General features: G+C 42.7%; 15 protein-coding genes and 5 tRNA genes. 19 read left to right on the top strand and 1 reads right to left on the bottom strand.

Annotated elements, in window-relative coordinates; translation table 11 throughout:
- Positions 1–82: 82 nt before the first annotated feature.
- The 16 genes from Q0C76_RS06975 to Q0C76_RS07050 all read left to right on the top strand — a co-directional run bounded on the left by Q0C76_RS06975 (position 83) and on the right by Q0C76_RS07050 (position 14,944).
- Positions 83–155, top strand: a tRNA-Asn gene (locus tag Q0C76_RS06975).
- 51 nt (positions 156–206) lie between these two features.
- Positions 207–279: transfer RNA gene (locus Q0C76_RS06980), tRNA-Thr, on the top strand.
- Between the two features lie 180 nt (positions 280–459).
- Complete coding sequence (locus Q0C76_RS06985) at positions 460–1,368, top strand: DUF4767 domain-containing protein (protein ID WP_295731385.1); 909 nt, start codon at positions 460–462, stop codon at positions 1,366–1,368.
- Between the two features lie 217 nt (positions 1,369–1,585).
- Positions 1,586–3,085 carry a peptide MFS transporter gene (locus Q0C76_RS06990; RefSeq protein WP_295731386.1) on the top strand — a complete coding sequence of 500 codons (1,500 nt, stop codon included), beginning with the start codon at positions 1,586–1,588 and terminating at the stop codon, positions 3,083–3,085.
- Between the two features lie 154 nt (positions 3,086–3,239).
- Positions 3,240–3,322 (top strand) — tRNA-Tyr (locus tag Q0C76_RS06995).
- An 11-nt stretch (positions 3,323–3,333) separates the two neighbouring features.
- A tRNA-Gln gene (locus Q0C76_RS07000) sits at positions 3,334–3,405 on the top strand.
- Between the two features lie 54 nt (positions 3,406–3,459).
- Complete coding sequence (locus Q0C76_RS07005) at positions 3,460–4,110, top strand: hypothetical protein (protein WP_295731388.1); 651 nt, start codon at positions 3,460–3,462, stop codon at positions 4,108–4,110.
- 108 nt (positions 4,111–4,218) lie between these two features.
- On the top strand, positions 4,219–4,791 hold the full coding sequence (locus Q0C76_RS07010) for a TIGR01440 family protein (RefSeq protein ID WP_295731390.1): 573 nt from the start codon (positions 4,219–4,221) through the stop codon (positions 4,789–4,791).
- Between the two features lie 151 nt (positions 4,792–4,942).
- Positions 4,943–6,565 carry a bifunctional aspartate transaminase/aspartate 4-decarboxylase gene (locus Q0C76_RS07015; protein WP_295731392.1) on the top strand — a complete coding sequence of 541 codons (1,623 nt, stop codon included), beginning with the start codon at positions 4,943–4,945 and terminating at the stop codon, positions 6,563–6,565.
- Between the two features lie 52 nt (positions 6,566–6,617).
- Positions 6,618–7,319 (top strand): GntR family transcriptional regulator, encoded by a 702-nt coding sequence (locus Q0C76_RS07020; protein ID WP_295731394.1) that lies wholly within the window; start codon positions 6,618–6,620, stop codon positions 7,317–7,319.
- Between the two features lie 75 nt (positions 7,320–7,394).
- Positions 7,395–8,858 (top strand): nicotinate phosphoribosyltransferase, encoded by a 1,464-nt coding sequence (locus Q0C76_RS07025; protein ID WP_295731396.1) that lies wholly within the window; start codon positions 7,395–7,397, stop codon positions 8,856–8,858.
- A gap of 9 nt (positions 8,859–8,867) precedes the next feature.
- Entirely contained in the window at positions 8,868–9,698 is an 831-nt protein-coding gene (nadE, locus tag Q0C76_RS07030; protein WP_295731397.1) for an ammonia-dependent NAD(+) synthetase, read from the top strand.
- Between the two features lie 16 nt (positions 9,699–9,714).
- A complete protein-coding gene (locus Q0C76_RS07035) occupies positions 9,715–11,889 on the top strand; it encodes a Tex family protein (protein ID WP_295731399.1) in 2,175 nt (724 codons plus the stop codon).
- Positions 11,889–12,359, top strand: a complete 471-nt coding sequence (locus Q0C76_RS07040) for a SprT family protein (RefSeq protein ID WP_295731401.1) — start codon at positions 11,889–11,891, stop codon at positions 12,357–12,359. Before Q0C76_RS07035 ends, Q0C76_RS07040 begins: the two co-directional genes overlap by 1 nt.
- Before the next feature lie 42 nt (positions 12,360–12,401).
- Positions 12,402–12,486, top strand: a tRNA-Leu gene (locus tag Q0C76_RS07045).
- 253 nt (positions 12,487–12,739) lie between these two features.
- On the top strand, positions 12,740–14,944 hold the full coding sequence (locus Q0C76_RS07050) for a glycoside hydrolase family 3 C-terminal domain-containing protein (protein WP_295731403.1): 2,205 nt from the start codon (positions 12,740–12,742) through the stop codon (positions 14,942–14,944).
- A gap of 16 nt (positions 14,945–14,960) precedes the next feature.
- Here the strand turns inward: Q0C76_RS07050 and Q0C76_RS07055 are convergent, their stop codons facing one another.
- Complete coding sequence (locus Q0C76_RS07055) at positions 14,961–16,007, bottom strand: AraC family transcriptional regulator (protein ID WP_295731405.1); 1,047 nt, start codon at positions 16,005–16,007, stop codon at positions 14,961–14,963.
- Between the two features lie 149 nt (positions 16,008–16,156).
- Between Q0C76_RS07055 and Q0C76_RS07060 the strand changes: the two genes are divergently transcribed.
- The 3 genes from Q0C76_RS07060 to Q0C76_RS07070 are packed head-to-tail and all read left to right on the top strand — an operon-like array spanning position 16,157 to position 20,243.
- Positions 16,157–17,431, top strand: coding sequence for an MFS transporter (locus tag Q0C76_RS07060; protein ID WP_295731407.1), 1,275 nt, complete (start codon positions 16,157–16,159; stop codon positions 17,429–17,431).
- 12 nt (positions 17,432–17,443) lie between these two features.
- On the top strand, positions 17,444–19,021 hold the full coding sequence (locus Q0C76_RS07065) for an alpha-rhamnosidase (protein WP_295731409.1): 1,578 nt from the start codon (positions 17,444–17,446) through the stop codon (positions 19,019–19,021).
- A 16-nt stretch (positions 19,022–19,037) separates the two neighbouring features.
- The gene (locus tag Q0C76_RS07070; RefSeq protein ID WP_295731410.1) at positions 19,038–20,243 is read left to right on the top strand and encodes an MFS transporter; all 1,206 of its coding nucleotides are present in this window, start codon (positions 19,038–19,040) and stop codon (positions 20,241–20,243) included.
- The last annotated feature ends 82 nt before the right edge of the window (positions 20,244–20,325 follow it).

Consider the following 20,325-nt stretch of genomic DNA (forward strand, 5'->3'; position numbering starts at 1 on the left):
CGAACACAGAAGTTAAGCTTCAACACGCCAAAAGTAGTTGGGGGATCGCTCCCTGCGAGGATAGGACGTTGCCACGCGTTATTGCGAATTAGCTCAGTTGGTAGAGCACCTGACTGTTAATCAGGTTGTCGTCGGTTCGAGCCCGACATTCGCAGTTGCTGAGAGGAAGTGTTGATTGTACCGATCGGCATTTCCTTTTTATTTTTGCCAACTTAGCTCAGCTGGTAGAGCATCTCCCTCGTAAAGAGAAGGTCGGAGGTTCGACTCCTCTAGTTGGCATTTGAAATTCTTTGTATGTATTAGGAAGTCTGCATATCGGACCGTAAGTGTTGATATGTAGGCTTTTTCTATATCATTCAGCGTTCTAGTAATGGAGACACGAAAGTAAATTCAATTTTAGGTTTAGCTTTCTGTCGAGTATACTAGAAAACGATTATTAACAATTAAGGAGATAGAATAATGTTTCGGAAAAGAACTTTAGTCATAATTAGCGCGTTAGCATGCATTTCGCTTTTATTAGTCGCTTGCGGTAAGAGTTCACCAACCAATCACTCCAACCAAGCTACAAGTACAAGTGCATCTTCAAAGACAAAGCAAAAAGGAAATGCTGATGCTAACTCGTCAGCTCTTTGGAATAAGAAAAAGGATCAGGAATTAACGAGTTTTATCAATCAATGGGCGCCAACAATGGGGCAATCCTATATTAAATATGATGGTAGTAATGATTTAAAAACTAAGGCCGGTATGTATTATCCAAAAGACCTTGGTAAGACAACCGTAAACGGTAGTAATGATTCAATCGGTTGGGCGCCATCAGGCAAGGGATCATATGACTATAATGTGGTTGCTTTGTATAATTATGATCGTCCAGGGAATGCGGCAACACACATTACGTATGCGTTTGCATTTCATAACGGTGAACCAGTCGCGTTGGTAGAGCAAAGTACGAATGGGACTGCAAACTGGACCCCGACAAAGAATACGGATGTTTCTAGTAATTTCGCTAAAATTGCTAATGGTAATGGATCAGCAAAACAATCCTCAACCACCCAGAAAGGCCATAATACTTCTAGTACTGCACAACTGTCGTTTGAAGATGCCGCTGCTTTAATTCAAAAGGGTGGGTTTAGCGATTTTAACTATGACTCTGCCAAGACGATGCACGATGGTAGTCACGCGACTAGTAATGGTGGTTATGTTATGATTACGTATCCTGGTGCTAAAGGCCAAGACCAATTCACGATTACTAAGACAGGGAAAAATAAGTATCACATTGAAGCAAAGTATGGCACTCTTGAAGGTGGTAGTTTCAAAGCCTTTGATGATCAGAGTACCTATGGTCCAACTTCAGCTAATGTAACTAAATAATAACGATCCAAAAGCGGGTGATCACGATATTTTGTGATCACCCGCTTGTTTATAGAAAACTGGTATATTTTGAGTAAAATTATCAACTTAGACGAATGAACTTTGCGTTTAACAATCAAAGGTGTATACTAACGAGGTTGTTATTAATTTCAAATGAAATCTTAATAAAATTTTCATGTGCGCCACTTTGGTGCCTTTTTCAATTAGGAGGAATTGCATGAAAACGCAAAGGAGCTTAGACGCAGCCTTTTTTGGTCAGCCCCGGGGTCTTTCCACCCTCTTCTTTACGGAAATGTGGGAACGTTTTAGTTACTATGGAATGCGTGCCATTCTGTTATTTTATATGTATTATGCAGTTAGTCAGGGTGGACTCGGGATGCGGCAAACGACCGCTGCTTCGGTAATGTCCATCTACGGCGCGTTGGTATATCTGTCTAGCATGGTTGGCGGTTGGCTAGCAGATCGAGTTTGGGGTGCTCGCCGGACAGTATTTATTGGTGGACTGCTTATTATGTTTGGTCACCTTGCTTTAGCATTACCGCTCGGTTTAAGAGCACTTTATGTTTCCATTGTTCTCATTGTTTGTGGAACGGGATTCTTAAAGCCAAATGTTTCTGAAATGGTGGGCCGACTATATTTACTAAATGACCGGCGAAGGGATGCTGGTTTCAGTATGTTCGTCTTCGGTATTAATTTAGGAGCTGCTCTTGCTCCGTGGTTAGTGCCATGGGCTGCCAACGGTTTTAGAAACTCCACGATTGATTCATCAATGAACTTTCATGCTGGCTTTGCACTTGCTGCAGTCGGAATGCTACTAGGGTTAATTCAATATTATTCTGGGGGCAAAAAGTATCTTTCTAAAGAGAGTTTGTATCCTAATAACCCCATTGATCAGGAAACATTACGACCGATTATGATTTGGTTGGGAGTTATCGCCGTTACTTTGACGGTGATTTTAGCGTTAATGGCCGCCATGCGCTTATTAACCGTCACCAATTTAATTACCTTGATTAGTATGTTGGCGATTTTATTGCCAATTGGTTATTTAATTATGATGCTTAATAGTCGCAAGGTAACAGCTAATGAACGGGTTCGTGTTTGGGCTTACATCCCGTTATTTATTGCAGCAGCAATTTTCTGGGGGATTGAAGAGTCGGGCTCAGTAGTTTTAGCTTTGTTTGCTGAACAACGAACGGTTTTACGAATTGGCAAATGGCAATTGATGGCAGCTAATTTTCAAACACTCAATCCATTATTTATCATGATCCTGACACCGATATTTGTATGGCTGTGGGATCATTGGAAAGACCAGCCAGGGGCGCCTACTAAATTCGCAGCGGGGCTAATAATTGCTGGTGTTTCCTATCTCTGGATGGCATTACCCGGGATGATCCATGGGACAACAAGTGGACGCGTCAGTCCTGTCTGGCTGATTGGTTCCTGGTTGATTGTCGAAATAGCGGAAATGTTAATTTCACCAATTGGATTATCGATTACGACCAAGCTAGCGCCAAAAGTATTTCGTTCACAAATGATGAGTATGTGGTTTCTTGCGGATGCCGTAGGACAGGCGATTAATTCACAGTTAGTGAAGTATTACTCGACCGCAACGGAAGTGCCATATTTCTTGATAATCGGCTTGGTGACCATTAGCTTTGGGGTGTTAATGGCTTTAATAGCTAAACGGTTGCAAATACTCATCCAGAGCCATCTTTAAATGAATTTAGACGGACAATCATGATGATGGTTCGCCTTTTTTTGTTAAAAAGTTGGACATTTTTTCAAAAAAGTCCGAAAAATCCCTTGCAAAAAATGGGGGAGTTGTGTATTATAATACATGTTGATTGTTAGTAAACAACAACAGACCTCACGGAGGAGTAGCGAAGTCTGGTTAAACGCGACGGTCTGTAAAACCGTTCCTTCGGGTTCGGCGGTTCGAATCCACCCTCCTCCATTTTTTATTATTGGGCTATAGCCAAGCGGTAAGGCAACGGTTTTTGGTACCGTCATGCGCTGGTTCGAATCCAGCTAGCCCAACTGTCAAAGTCGTCACATTGTGGCGGCTTTTTTGTTTGTCAAGGAGGATATGAAATGCCAAAACCGGGTCAGTTTGCACAAAGCCATCATCAGAAAATCAGCCGGCCAATTCAGCAACGTCATCAAGTAAAACGGCAACGAACAATTAGTTTAGAAATCGTGAATGATTTTGTGATTGTTCGGTATCGATTAACCACTGGTAAGCACTTTAATCCGGTAGATCGGGAAACAGGACAACGTTTTTTACAAGAGTTAATGCCACGGTTAATTCAAAATCAATTTGATTTAAAAGCTGCACTTTGGCAAACACTGTCATCAGTTAACGCTCGTGTTCCATGGCAGTTTTTCTATCAACTTAGTCAGAACTGGCAACAGTTAAGTCACTTTTTAGACCGTGAATTACCTGCTTTACCATTGAAAAAAAGGGTGGTCGTCAAGCACCCAGTGTCCCAAGTAATGTTTGATCAGCAAGTTGCGAAGTTACTTGCTCAGCGAATCATTTCAATGACCTTGGTTAAAAAATTCGTGGACACCGTAACCAAGCAAACCCTTGTGGATCAAATGCTGAGTTCAATCATGCAAGATCGACAAATTCGGTGGTCATCAGTTCAAGCGTTATTAGCGCCATGGCCATTTCCGATTGATCAAGAGCTTGATGAAGGGACTCAATCCTGGCTGAAGTCCATTTGTGAACTTCAGATGTAAATTTCGACGTTTTTGAAACATTGTCATACGGTATTTGCTAGCGTTTTCTTGTCGAGAACTTTATAATGAAGTTATTAAGATAATAGACATAAAAGGAAGGACGATATCATGACAGAGGAACTTGAAACCTATCGAAAAGAAGTCCATACTGGTTTAACTGAACTACTACAAGAAGCTAAACTGGAAAAGGGTGACTTATTTGTGGTTGGCTTGAGTACGAGCGAAGTCCAAGGTCAACACATTGGTAAGGATTCTGACATTGAAATTGGTCGGACCATTATCAAAGAAATTATTTCAATTCTCCAGCCATTGGGAATTCATCTGGCGGTTCAAGGCTGTGAGCACCTTAACCGAGCTTTAGTAGTTGAACGGGATGTTGCAAAGCAATATGGCTTAGAAATTGTTACAGTCTATCCACAAATTCATGCCGGTGGGGCTGGTCAAATTGCCGCTTTTGAAAACTTTGAGGATCCAGTTGAAGTTGAACATCTGCAAGCTAAGGCAGGGATGGACATTGGAGATACCTCAATTGGGATGCAAGTTAAGTTTGTCCAAATCCCAGTTCGGACTTCTGTTAAGGAAGTCGGCAAGGCACACACGACCTACCTTCGTTCCCGTCCAAAATTGATTGGTGGTGCGCGGGCTAAATACACTTGGGATCCATTCAATCAAAATAAATAGTTTAGCTTAATCGCGAAGCTGGCTTGTCTGATGACAGCCAGCTTTTTAATTCGATAAAAAGTGATCGTGATTCTAACGTGGTGTACACCAATTTGTTATAATTAATAAGAACGATTAAATAAGGTTAGAAACTTTGGGAAGGATCTCTAACATGACAGCAGATTTAAATATTTTTCACCAAGTCGATGACAAGCGGGTCAAACAATTTGATCAACTTTCTAATTTTGAAATTGCGGCGATTTTCAAACAGTTGGCCAAAAATAATTTACGAAAACAACCCGTGGTCAATGGTGGGCGGGGGAACCCTAATTGGATTGAAACTAGTGGACGGCTTGCCTATTCACGACTGTTAGAAATCGGTGTTGTGGAAGCTGAAAAAACCTATCAGGATAATGCCGGAATGGCCGGTAATGTTCAAAAGACTGGTTTATATGATCGAGTCATGACATCATTAGACGATGGGACTCGTCGTGATGAATTTCTCCGTCAGGTGATTGAAGCAGCAATTAGTCATCTTGAAATTACTGATCGAGATGAGTTTATGTATGAACTGATTGATGGTGCTTTAGGGGACCATTATCCATTCCCGCCACGCTGCCTGAAATATACCGAACAAATTTTGGCGCATTACTTGCAGAAAAACTGTTTTAAGGATCAACATTTATTAAATGATGTTGATATCTTTCCGACCGAAGGCGGAACTGCAGCGATGGTTTACATTTTCCAAGAACTTCATAGTGCGCATATTTTATATCCTGGAGATACGGTGGTAGTTAATTCATCAATTTTTACCCCATACTTGCAAATCCCCGTCTTAAGTGAATACGACTTTAATGTTAAAACGGTCACGACCAAGCGGAGCAATAATTGGCAAATGACTGATGAACAATTTGAAATATTGAAGGATCCAAAAGTTAAAGCCTTCTTTGCGGTGAATCCAACTAATCCAACGGCACGCGCAATCACGCCAGATAATTTACAAAAGTTTAAAGAGGTCTTGAAGGTCAACCCTAATCTAATCATTATTACTGATGATGTTTATGGAACCTTTTCACCAGATTATCAGTCCATTTTTGCGGTGGCGCCTCATAATACAATCCTGGTGTACTCATTTTCTAAGCTCTACGGAGCTACTGGGGAACGGTTAGGATTAATTTGTATGCACAAGAAGAATGTTTGTGACAGATTAATCTACGAAAACTTACTGAATTCGCACTTGAATGATTTGGATGAACAACGTTACTCAATTGTAGCGACTGACCCACATAAGATGAAGTTTATCGACCGGATGGTGGCTGATAGTCGGGCAATCGGTCTTTACCATACTGCCGGATTATCTTCGCCACAGCAAATTATGATGGATATGTTCTCACTATCGAATTTGCGGGAACCGGAAGGCGATACCTATGTTGATACTTCACGTCAAATTGTTGCAGATCGGTACAATGAATTCTGGAATACGCTTGGTCTAAAAGCTGACCAAACCGCTGAAAATACCCGATACTATACATTAGTCGACATCGACCGGTTAATGTCTGAACGTCATAATCAGGAGTTTGCGGATTACTATCAACAACACTATAACTACTTAGACTTTACGTATCGATTGGCGGTTGAATTTGGGACAGTCATTATGGACGCCACGGCTTTTGGTGCTGAAAAAGGGAATGTCCGGGTTTCGTTGGCTAACCTTAGAATTGCAGATTATCACCGAATTGCACAAGACATGCTGGATTTGGTTGATGAATATTACACAGAATATCAACAACGGTAACGTCTGATCCGTGTTAAAATAATGGCATTAGTGATGGAGGAGGAAGAGCAGAATGGGCTCACCGGTATACATTCAGATTCATAATCAACTACGGTCCAATATTGAAAAGGGAAAGTGGCATGTGGGCCAAAAAATTCCTGCTGAACGTGAGTTAGCAACGGACTTTGGTGTTAGTCGCATGACTCTCCGTCAGGCGATTCAAACTTTAGTAGATGAAGGGGTCTTGGAACGCCGTGTCGGTTCCGGAACGTTTGTTGCCAACCAGAAAGTCCAAGAAAAGATGTCTGGAGTAACGAGCTTCACGGAATTAATGCAGGCGATTGGTAAAGTTCCCTCAAGCAAGACAGTTTCGTATCACTTAACCATTCCGTCAGAGAGTGAAGCAGAAAAGTTACAACTAACAGCTGGTGAACGGGTGCTCCGGATGGAACGAGTCCGGTACGGTAGCAGGGTTCCCATCTGTTTTGAAATTGCAACGATTCCAGCATCCTTAATTACGAATTTTAGTAAGGATGAGGTGACCTCTTCTTTTTATCGGACGCTGGCTGAGAAAGCAAAACTTTATCCAGGACACGCCGTTCAAAAGGTTTCAGCCACTAATGCTACCGAAAAAATTGCGGAGTATCTTGATATTCGTCGTGGTGATGCATTGTTGAGAATGACGCAGATTTCCTATTTGCAAGATGGGCGACCATTCGAATACGTGCATACGCAATATGTTGGTAGTCGTTTTGAATTTGTTCTTGAAAAATAATGACTAAATCATAACAGCCGGTTTGGTAGCTGGGATGTTGCTAGCACGGCTGTTTTTTATTTAAGGGAGAAAATAATGAAGTTTCTTTATCCAGATGATAGTCCAGCTCTTCATACGGATGCTTATGAGCTGACGATGATGCAAACCTATTGGCAACAGGGATTAGGTCATCGACGAGCCGTTTTTGAAACCTTCTTTCGAAAAATGCCGTTTGAAAATGGGTATGCTGTCTTTGCGGGACTTGACCATATCATTCGGTACATTCAACAATTACATTTTACCCAGTCAGACATTGATTATTTACGTTCGACGCAGCAATTTGATGATCAATTTTTAGAGTATCTGGCCGACTTTCATTTCCACGGTAATATTCGAAGTATGGCCGAAGGTGAACTGGTTTTTAATCATGAACCCATTATTCAGGTTGAAGGAAACTTGCTAGAAACCCAGCTTGTGGAAACGGCACTGCTAAATGTGATTAACTATCAAATTATGGTAGCAACGAAGGCTGCCCGTATAAAGTCAATTGTTGGCGATCAAATTGTGATGGAATTTGGTACCCGACGCGCCCAAGAGTTTGATGCGGCATTGTGGGGAACGCGAGCAGCTTATATCGGCGGCTTTGATGCCACTAGTAATGTCCGAGCAGGGAAATTGTTTGGAATTCCAATTTCTGGCACCCATGCCCATGCGCTTGTTCAGACGTATCGGAATGATTATGAGGCCTTTAAAGCCTATGCAGAGACTCATCACGACTGTGTCTTCTTAGTGGATACCTATGATACGTTGAAGAGTGGGGTGCCCAGCGCTATTCGGGTAGCTCGTGAAATGGGCGATAAGATTAACTTTGTGGGGGTCCGGATTGATTCTGGTGATATGGCCTACCTTTCTAAAAAGGTTCGTGAAATGCTGGATGATGCCGGCTTCCCGAATGCTAAGATCATTGCCTCAAATGACCTGGATGAAAAAACCATTTCCAACCTAAAAATGCAGGGAGCAAAGATTGATACTTGGGGTGTCGGCACTAAGCTAATCACTGCTTTTGACCAACCGACGCTGGGGGCAGTATATAAGATGGTGTCAGTCGAAGACGAAAATGGTCAAATGGTTGACACGATTAAACTGTCAAATAATGTCGCTAAAATGTCGACACCAGGAAAGCATCAAGTTTGGCGCATTACTGATCGCAAGGATGGTAAGAGCGAGGGTGATTATGTCACGTTAAGCGATGAAGATCCACGCAAACTTGATTCCCTGTTTATGTTTGATCCGAATTATACATTTCTAAACAAGACGGTTGATGATTTTGAGGCACGTCCACTTCTTCAAGACATTTTTGTTAATGGTGAACTAGTTTATGATGAACCGGATTTGGATGACATTCGAGCATCACGACAACGGCACCTTAATAAACTTTGGGATGAATATAAACGGGATCTTAATCCTGAAGTTTACCCGGTTGATTTATCACAAAAGTGTTATGACAATAAGATGAAGATGATTCAGCAGATTCACGAAAAAGTGCGCCATTTACATTAGGAGCTGAAAATGAAAGAGTTACAATCTGAGATTATTAATAAGTTACACGTCAAACCAACGATTGATCCAGCGAATGAAGTTCAGCAACGAATTAGTTTTATTGTGGATTATTTAAAAATCACCGGGATGAAAACCCTGGTGCTTGGTATTTCAGGTGGTCAAGATTCCTCATTAGCAGGACGACTATGTCAACTGGCAGTTGAAAAGCTTCGTCAGGAAACCGCTAATGATCAATATCAATTTATTGCAGTCCGGCTCCCTTATGGCGAACAGGCGGATGAAGCGGATGCCATGAGTGCTATTAATGACTTTATTCATCCAGATCAAACGGTGCGGGTGAATATTAAACCGGCGACGGATGCCATGGTTGAACAACTAACGACTGCTGATCAACACATCTCTGATTTCAATAAGGGGAATATCAAGGCGCGAGAACGAATGATTGTTCAATATGCCATTGCTGGTGCTCATGGTGGTGCTGTCGTTGGTACTGACCATGCGGCAGAGGCGGTGACGGGATTTTATACCAAGTTTGGTGATGGCGGTGCAGACTTAACGCCGCTTTCTGGATTAAACAAACGGCAAGGTCGATCATTACTTGAATTTTTAAAGGCACCGGCACACCTTTATAAAAAAACACCGACTGCTGACTTGGAAGAAGATCGTCCCGCTTTGCCCGATGAACAAGCGCTTGGCGTTAGTTATCATGACATTGATGACTATTTAGAAGGAAAGTCCATTAATGGTCAAGCAGCAAAGCAAATTGAAACGTGGTATCTTAAGACTCGCCACAAACGCCACTTACCAGTAGCCCCTGCGGATACTTGGTGGCAAAAGTAGAAGACAGGAGAATTTGATGGAAACAAGTGTTGTTAAAGCGGTCACAACCGCAATGCCAGAACTGAAGGCACACCAGATTGAGGCAGCCTTAAAATTACTGGATGAAGGGAACACGATTCCTTTTATTGCTCGTTACCGAAAGGAAATGACGGGGACCCTGGATGAAGTCCAGTTGCAAGGAATCCAAGACCAATACCATAAAGCTAACGAACTGTTTGAACGTAAGCAGTCTGTAATTAAGAGTATTGAAGAACAGGGAAAACTCACTAACAAGCTCAAAGCAGCAATTTTAAATGCGGAAGATCTGCCAAGTGTGGAAGATCTGTATTTACCTTATAAACAAAAGCGTCGAACGAAAGCACAGGTCGCTCGTGAACATGGATTACAGCCACTCGCTAATTGGATTTTGTCGTATCCAACAGATGATTTAACGGCAAAAGCCGAAGAATTTATAAATGAAAATGTCGAAACTGCAGAAGATGCCTTGGCTGGCGCGCATGAAATTTTAGCGGAGGCCATTAGTGAAATGACGTCCGTGCGTGGTTGGCTGAGAAACTATACTGTTAATCATGGTGAAGTGCAGACTGCGTTGAAAAAGAACGGCGAAGATCATGATGAGTTAAAAGTTTACCAACAATATTATGATTTTTCATCGCCGGTTAAGGACATGAGCTCGTACCGAACGTTAGCGATTAACCGTGGGGAAAAAGAAAAGGTCTTACGGGTAAGTGTGGCATCTGACGAGCAAACGGTCCTTAATTATCTTCAATTTCGGTTAATCGGTTCGCATCAAGAAAACGCTGCGACCAAGTTTGTTGAAGCTGCAGCTACCGATGCTTATAAGCGCTTTTTGCAACCGGCAATCGAACGGGAGCTGCGTCGGCAATTAACTGCCGATGCTAATGAACAAGCCATTAAGGTCTTTGGTGAAAACCTTTATAATCTTTTAATGCAGGCCCCAATTAAGGGTAAAGTGGTACTCGGTTTTGATCCTGCCTATCGAACCGGATGTAAACTTGCGGTGATGGATCCCAATGGCAAATTATTAACAACGGCGGTCATTTATCCCCATAAGCCGGCACCGGAAAAGGAGCGAGCTCAGGCGGCTGGACAATTTATTGACCTGCTGAAGAAATATAATGTCGAAATGATTGCGATTGGTAACGGTACTGCTAGTCGGGAGTCTGAACGGTTTGTGGCAGACGTTTTGAAAAAGCTTGATCGGCAGGTCTACTACGTCATCGTCAATGAAGCTGGCGCGTCAGTTTACTCAGCCAGTCAGGATGCCCGGGATGAGTTTCCAGAACTACCCGTTGAAAAGCGGAGTGCCATTAGTATTGGACGACGGTTGCAGGATCCACTGGCTGAATTAGTGAAGATTGATCCACAGGCGATTGGAGTTGGTCAGTATCAACATGACTTACCGACTGCTGAGTTGAAGACTGAATTAGCGGCAGTTATTGAGCGAGCTGTTAACCGAGTTGGCGTTAATTTAAACACCGCCAGCTACCAACTGTTGACTTATATTTCGGGCTTATCAGCAACGATTGCGAAAAACATTGTAGCATTCAGAAATGAAAATGGTGCCTATACTAACCGAACACAATTAAAGAAGGTTAAGCGGTTAGGACCAAAAGCATATCAACAAGCGGTTGGGTTCTTGCGGATCATTAATGGCGAAAATCCGTTAGACAACACTGATATTCACCCAGAAAGTTATTCTTTAGCGAAGAAGATTTTAGCAGCAGTACAGGTTGACATGGCCGACTTGGGTTCTGCAACTGCTAATCAGCAGTTGCAAAATTTAGATGCGCAACAGTTCGTTAATGATGACCATGGACTGGAAACCGTTCAAGACATCATTGCCGACTTGCAAAAACCAGGTCGTGATCTGCGGGATTCTCTCCCAGCACCGCTGTTACGGACGGATGTCATGACAATGGATGATCTAAAACCAGGAATGAAGCTTCAGGGAACAGTACGAAACGTTGTGGACTTTGGCGCGTTTGTTGATATTGGAGTTAAGCATGATGGATTAGTCCACGTTTCCCAATTAACGAAGAAGTTCACCCGGGACCCACGACAAGTAGTAGCAGTTGGCGACATTGTTGATGTTTGGGTCCTGTCAGTTGATCATGAGCGGCAACGAATTCAGTTAACTATGATTGAACCAGGGAGCAGTAAGCAATAATGACTAATGAGCAACTCCAGCAGTTGACGGAGCGACTGTCATTACATTATTTTCATCAACCGTTTAGGCATCAAGCCGTTTTTAACCGCCGTTTGCGGACGACAGGTGGTCGTTATCACTTAACGGATCATCACATTGATATCAATCCGTTGATGTTAGAAGAGTTTGATGAACAGAATCTTGAACGGGTGATTTTGCATGAGTTATGTCATTATCATCTCCATCTTGCTGGTCGAGGTTATCGGCATCGTGACCATGACTTTAAAACACTATTAAAAGCGGTTGGTGGATCGCGTTACGCACCACTAACGAGCACGGCTGCTCAGCAGAAGACGCCACGTTACCGTTATCGCTGTCAAGGTTGTGGCGTAATCCTGCTTCGACAGCGGCGCTTTAATGTTTACCGTTACCATTGTGCACGGTGTGGCGGACGCTTTCGCCTAGAAAAAACAAGAAAAGTGAAAAAATAGTTGTCAATGAATGGTATTTTTGATATGATACTATTTGTTGATGCGGCCATGGCGGAATTGGCAGACGCGCAAGATTAAGGATCTTGTGGTCGTTTAGACCGTGGAGGTTCGAATCCTCTTGGCCGCATAACAAAACTTTATTAAGTTTAATAATCCTTGATATATCAGCATTTTATGAAGATATATCAAGGATTATTTTTGTTTATTTAAGAATATGATGCACCCAGTTGTGCACACGATTTGGACCGTGCGCACGGCAAAAGCTCGAAGGAGTACGCATAAACTGTAATTTTGCAATGAAAAGTCAGTTCTGAGCAGCTGGATAAAGCGGTTACATTAGTCCTATAATGATAATATCAGTAAAAAGGAGTGATGATAAAGTGGTGCAACTTAATCGAGAGTTTGTTAATGGCTTAACTCTTGAAGAAAAAGCCTCCTTAGTAACGGGACATGATTTCTGGTTTACCGCAACTGTTCCCGGGGTTGACAAAATGATGATGACGGATGGCCCTTCAGGGTTGCGGAAACAGGCTGATAGTAGTGATGCTTTAGGATTGAACGACAGTGTAGACGCGGTGTGTTTTCCAAGTTCTGCACTTACCGCTAGTTCATTTGATGATGATATGCTGTTTAAATTAGGTGAACATTTAGGGGTTGCGGCCAAAGCTGAACGGGTTGGTATCTTACTGGGGCCTGGTGTCAATATAAAGAGAAGTCCACTTGCCGGGCGGAACTTTGAATACTTTTCTGAAGATCCCTTGTTAGCAGGACGAATGGCGACTGCCTATGTCAAAGGGGTCCAAAGTAAGGGGGTTGGTGTTTCGGTTAAACACTTTGCGTTGAACAATCGTGAAAACCAACGGTTTACCAATTCGTCGAACGTGGATGAGCGAACAATGCGTGAGATCTATTTAGCCCAATTTGAACGGGTGGTGAAAGAAGCCCATCCGGCGACTATTATGTGTTCGTACAATAAAATCAATGGCACCTTAAACTCGCAAAATCAACGGCTCCTCACCAAAATTTTACGTGATGAATGGGGTTTTAACGGGTTGGTAATGTCTGATTGGGGAGCGGTGGCAGACCATGTTGCCGCTTTACAAGCCGGGCTAGACCTTGAAATGCCCGGGAAAGGGCAACCATCAGTTGATGAAATTGTTCGCGCAGTCAAGACTGGCCGACTGGATGAAGAAGTGCTAAATAAGGGCGCATTGCGGGTCCTTAAAATGGTCGAAAAGTGGCAGACGAAGGGTCCAATAGAAAGTTATGACAAAGAAGCCCAGCACCGGTTTGCACGACAGTTAGCTGATGATAGTATTGTTCTGTTACAAAATCATAATGAAGAACTACCAATTCAAGCTGGCACATCCCTTGCAGTGATTGGCGAATTGGCAGCGAAACCACGTTACCAAGGTGGCGGTAGTTCACATGTGAATGCTCACCGCGTTGTGACACCGCGGGATGCAATGCCTCAGAATGCTAGCTATGCTCAAGGATATCGATTAGACAGTAATACGGTTGATCAAAGATTAACGTCTGAGGCTGTTACACTAGCCAAAAAGAGTGACCAAGTAATTTACTTTATGGGGTATCCGGCTGAGATGGAATCGGAAGGCTTCGACAAGACAACGATCGAGCTACCAACTAACCAAGAAGCATTGCTCAATGAATTGATCAAAGCCAATCAGCACGTCACGGTAGTTCTCCAAAACGGTTCAGTTGTGGCGATGCCATGGGCTAACCAAGTAAATGCAATTGTTGAAACATATCTTGCTGGAGAAGCAGTTGGTGAAGCAACTTGGGATATTTTAACTGGCGAGGTGAACCCATCTGGAAAACTTAGCGAAACGTTCCCAATACGGTTAGCGGACAATCCAACCTATCCGACTTTTAATAGTGAACGGGGTCAAGAAAACTATCATGAAGGGCTGTTTGTCGGTTATCGCTACTATGACAGTAAAGAACAGCCAGTTCGCTTCCCATTCGGTCATGGACTTAGTTACACTACCTTCCAGTACGACCATTTAATCGTGACGCAACAGAATAATTGGGCGAACGTTGAATTTACGATTACCAATACTGGAAAAGTGGCTGGTCAAGAGGTCGCTCAGGTTTATGTTGCTAACCAGGTCAGTCGAGTTGAAAAGCCAGCCAAAGAGCTACGCGATTTCGTTAAGGTTAGCTTACAACCGGGTGAAAGTAAAACAGTAAAATGCTTACTAGGTCGGCGGGCCTTTGCTTGGTATAACGATGAGCAACGGATGTGGGAAGCAGATAACGGTCAATACGAGATCATGATCGGTAGTTCTGTGGAAGATATTCGGCTACAGCAAACGTTTGATTATCAATTGGGGGTAGATCCGCTGCAAAATATCACACCGGAAACTTACGTGGTGGACGTGGTCAATAATCAGTCGCCACAAATTCAACGTGCTTTGGAAAAAACGGGTTTGGGTAAGCAATTAACGGCGATTCTGCAATCGGATAGTGCAGAAATTTTTGAAAATATCCCACTACGTTCCTTGGTAATGGCGAATATCGATCCACAAGTGGTTCGGAAGTTTATCGAATTAGTCAATGCATAGAGCAAACGGAGCAGATTTATTGGTCTGCTCCGTTTTTATTGTCATAATTGCTAAAATACCCAAGGTCAATATCGAGCTGCCGCGGATGACGAACCCGTTGTCGATATTCAGTGGGCGTAGTATGAAGGATGTCTTTAAATAGGCGAAATATTGACGAGTGATTTTCATAGCCGATGGCAGCGCTAATTTCATGCATTGACATATTTGTTTGTTCCATCAGGTTACAGGCGATGTTGAGTCGGCGCAGTTGTAAAATTTCCTTAAAACTCCTGCCCATCGTGTGTTTGATCTTATCACCCAGGTAATTCGGATTATACCCAAAGTGAGTCGCCAATTGACTCAAGGTGATGGTTTGAAAATGGGTATTCAAATAATTAATTACTGGTAATAATTCATCCTGTCGGACATCAATAAAATTGGTTTTCTGTTGAATTACCAGATTGTCAGTCGCTAGTAATAATGATTTGGTAAGTAATTGGAGGATTTGGTTGTGTTGGCCGTTGTTTTGCCAACCATTGATAATGATGGCTTCAATGAGGTTGGTGGCCGTCACTGAGTTGTGACAATTGCAGATTAAATAGTTATCGTGATTGAAGTTTGGCTGGGCAGCGTTAAAGAGAAATCGGCACATTAAATTTTGTCGAATCGTCAAGCCTGATAATAATTGATTGATTTCGTCATCATCGCGAACCAGAATGTTGATCAGTAGGTCGTCTTTACCAGCATAGTTGATTCTTTGCTGGACGTCACGATCCATAATTAATAATTGACCAGGGTGGAGAACGACTTTTTGATCATCAATATACTGGTGACTACTTCCGCTTAACACATAGTTCATTTCAATAAAGGAATGGGTGTGGGCAGGAATGTAGGAAAACCGGTTCGATTTAGTCACACTGATTTTACCATGATCAAAGAAGTCCCAGAAGGGCATTTTGATAATTGTTGAATTCACGTCTTGGCTGGGGAAGACGTCTGGAATGTTGCGACCATCTTCAATGATTTGTTTCCTTTCAATTGGTGTAATTTCTAATAATTGACGCAGAAAGTATTTTGGTAACAAGTTCTTTGCATCTCCCTTAACATGCAATCGATTGTTCTGAGATTTTGCAATCAAAGTTCAGTTCCGTCGATACTGAAAGCGCTAACATAATTGCTTATACTAAACATGTTAATTGATATATAAGTAAAAAATCAAGGGAGTGGATCAGAATGGATGATCAATCAACGGTACCGAATTTGGTGAAGAAATATCAGCCACTGGCAATTGCGGCGGGTTTTGGCTCGATTTTAGGTTCCGGAATTATTGTGGGCATGTCCGCGACGATAACGGTTTGGCAATTAGGATTACATTTGACTAATGGGCAAGTTGGGGTGATTTCTGGATCCTTAACTTTTGTAATCGCCGTCGGTTCATTGTTAGCTGGTTGGGTTACCAAAACGTTTGGACTAGCACGGTCTTTTAACTGGATGAACTTTATTTATGCAATTGGTGCGTTAATTTGTGTATGTGCACCAAACTATGTGACATTGCTTGGTGGTGCGATTGTGACTGGTTTAGCTTCTGGACTTGATTTACCGATTAGCTTAACGATGATTAGTCATGACGCGCCAGATGATCAAACTTCCTCAAAGCTGGTAGCTTCGACACAAATTTTCTGGCAAGTCGGTGTCTTTGCTTCTTACGGAGCGGCATTTATTGTTTCGAAAATGGCTGGAGCAAGTGGTGCACGAGTGGTCTTTGCCTGCTTGGCCATCTTTGCATTGATTATTTGGGCATGGCGAACCTTCTCGAAGAAATTTAAGATTTTCCACGCTGAAGGTGATCAACGGCAGAAAGCGCAACAACATGGGCAAACGGATGTCGCAAAAATTTCCGTTAAGGAAGTCTTATTTGGCAAAAAGCGGTCAATGTACTTACGGATGTTTATTTGTATTATCGTCTTTTATTGTTGCTGGAATATTTTGGCAAATACGTTTGGTCAATTTCAGACCTTTATGTTAGTGCAAGCGCACGCTAGTCAAACCTTTGCTACGGGGGCTGGATTAGTCTTGAACTTTATTTCTTTGTTTGCTGCAATGGCATTTGCAAAAGCTGCTGGTTCACCATCACGAAACAAGTTCTATGTGATCGGGATGATTATTCAGTTTGTTGGCATGTTTTCGCTAGTAGTTCTTCGTCATGACCTCTGGCCAATTGTAATTGCGATTGGAATTACCAGTATTGGCAGCAACATTGCGGGTGAAGCGATCTACAAAGTTTGGACGCAAGAAGCCTTCCCGGTGGCGGTTCGTTCTTCGATTCAAGGATTCATTGGCGGTTTCTCACGATTCCTGTGCGGAGTTTTCGCGTTTGTGACGCCGGTGCTGGTTGTCCAATCAGTAATTAAGAAAACAATGGTTGGTTTCTCAATCATGATTTTAGTTGCTTTTGCATTTGGTCTGGCGATGATCCGTTTGGAAAAGCATTACAAGATTGGTCAATAGGGGTGATTTACAATGGCTTTTAAATTTCAGATTAATCAAGGACTGCAGTTTAACCATGATCAAAAACTGCTTCACAAGGCCGATGAAAATCTTCCAGAAACCAAGATCAACGTTGTGAAGGGGAAACGGCTAGTAGAACTGGTTAAAGATCCCGAAAAATTAGAACAAGTGGGGATCAAAAACGTTGGGACGATGGAAGATTTAGCACAACTAAAGATGACCCGTGGCAGTAAAATAATTATTGATTTTGGCCGCCATGTTGTGGGAAAGTTTAACGTTCAGATTGAACACGCTGGTTCACCAATGGATGCACCGCTAGCCTTTCGAATTCGTTTTGCAGAAATGCCCAATGAGTTGGCTCACCAATCAAGCGAGTATGATGGCTGGCTGAGCAAGTCCTGGATTCAGGAAGAAACTATTCACTTAGATCAATTACCAGCCGATTTACATTTACCACGACGGTATAGTTTCCGTTATGTAGAAATTAGTGTGATTGATACGTCGCCAAAGTGGTTCGCGCTCTTTTCAAATCCAGAAGTGACAGCCCAAAGTACGGTTGAGCAACCGGTGAAGGATGCTCCACAAACTGGTGATTCTGAACTAGATCAGATTTATCAAGTCGGGGTCGCGACGCTCCATGAATGTATGCAAGACGTTTTTGAGGACGGCCCGAAGCGTGACCGACGTCTTTGGCTTGGCGATTTGAGGCTACAAGCATTAGCGAATTACGCCAGCTTTGATGATGTTCAATTGGTCAAACGATGTCTCTACTTATTTGGTGCCATGACGACGGCGGATGGTGTCATCAGCGCGAACGTCTTTACAAATCAGCAGTATGTTCCGGACGATACCTTTATGTATGACTACAGTCTCTTCTTTATTTCAACATTGGATGATTTAGAGCAACATCATCCAGATGAAGAAATCTTGCAAGATCTTTATCCAATCGCCAAGAAGCAGTGGCAATCAACTGAACAATATATTGACGATCAGGGAAAAGTTAGGACAAACGATGACTATCCAGTCTTTGTAGATTGGTCGAACGAATTTGATAAGACGACTTGTGCCCAAGCAATTACCATTTACGCTCTTCGTCAATTGATTGATTTAGGGAAACGAATTGGTGATGATTCGGCAGTGAGTGACTATGAAACGTTGCTGACGAAATTAGTCGCCTATGCCAAAACGTTGTTTGACGCTGATCAAGGCTTCTTTGTTTCTGGTGATCATCAGGAAGTCAATGTGGCATCACAAGTCTGGATGGTGCTTGCTAAAGTCCTTGATGATGACCAAAACCAGCAATTGATGAAGCGAGTGGTTAATCAGTTATTCCCAATTCAGGGGATTGCAACGCCGTATATGTATCATCACGTTACGCAAGCCCTATTTGAAGCGGGTCTGAAGGATGATGCAGTTCAATTAATTAAGGACTATTGGGGCAAGATGGTTCAACTGGGCGCCGATACTTACTGGGAAGCCTTTGAACCGGACAAGCCAGATTATTCTCCATATGGGAGTCCGATCGTAAATAGTTATTGCCACGCGTGGAGCTGCACGCCAGTTTACCTATTGCAAAAGTATTGTCGGTAAAAGGAAGGTGATTTAAATGCCACAACGCATTAGTAGGGGGCACGAATGGCTAATCATTTTGGCACTCCTCTCGTTAAATATCGTTGAGCAGGCGGCCAGTGTCGTTAATGCAACCATTCCCGGGATGGCGAAATCATTTCCTGCACAATCGTTGGTGCACATTGAATTAGTCGCCACCGTAGTTTCGGTATTTGTGACTATCTTTGTTTTAATCAGTGGAGCGGTGGTTAGACAAATTGGTCAAAAACAGACGGCGATCCTGGGACTTTTAATTGCGACGATTTCTTCAGTCGTTCCGGCAATGGCAAACAACTTTACCGTGGTGCTCGTTAGTCGAGCAGTTTTCGGAATTGGAATTGGTCTAGCTAATCCACTAGCGATTAGTATGATTGGGGTCTTTTTTACTGGTGAACGCCGAGCACGCTTAATGGGCTGGCGGTCAGCGGTTGCTGGAATTGGGACTGCCATTATGACCTATGTTGCTGGTAAATTGTTGCTTTTTGGCTGGCACCAAGCATATTGGGTGTACTTGCTATTCTTGCCCACCTTACTTCTTTTCGTCTTTTTCGTTCCTGATCCGGAGAAAGTCGGGTTAGTTACTCTAAAGCCTAAGGATGAAGGCTGGCAAGCGACGACGAACCAAGCGATGGGTAAAAATCCGTCTGGATTAATCATTATGTATGCCGTTCTAATTTTCTTGTTGCTAGTGTTGACGATGGTCTTTGCGGTCAAGTTACCAACGTTCTTTGTTCAATCAGGAATTGGTAGTGCGACGCAGGCCAGCACGACTTGGTCAATCGTGAACGTTACAACCGTGATTGGTGGCTTTATCTTTGGCCCGGTTTATAAAAAACTCGGGAAGTATGTATTGCCGCTTAGTCTTGTATTAGGCGGACTATGTATCTTTCTGATTGGAATCAGTCATTCAGTTCTGATGGTCCAAGTGATTGCTGGGATTTCTGGAATTGCCAGTTCCTTAGCCATTCCGTATATTTTCGAACGCGTCAGTGAAGTTTCTAGTTCACAGCGAGCACCTTTCTATACATCAATCGTGTTAGTTGGTTCGAATTTAGGATCATTCCTTTCGCCATATGCTGGCGAAATCTTGGGAACAACTGCCAAAGCGACGATTATTCATGCTGGAATTTGTGAAATTGTTTTAGCGATTATTATTCTGGTGGCGGTCTTATTCATGAAAAAGTCACCACAAACAATGGAATAAAATTATTAGGTTGAAGTCGTTAGTTAAAAACTAGCGGCTTTATTTATTCCGTAAATTCAAAGGTGGTAAAATAAAACCATGA

It is taken from the genome of uncultured Limosilactobacillus sp. (assembly GCF_934202705.1).
Lineage (GTDB): Bacteria > Bacillota > Bacilli > Lactobacillales > Lactobacillaceae > Limosilactobacillus.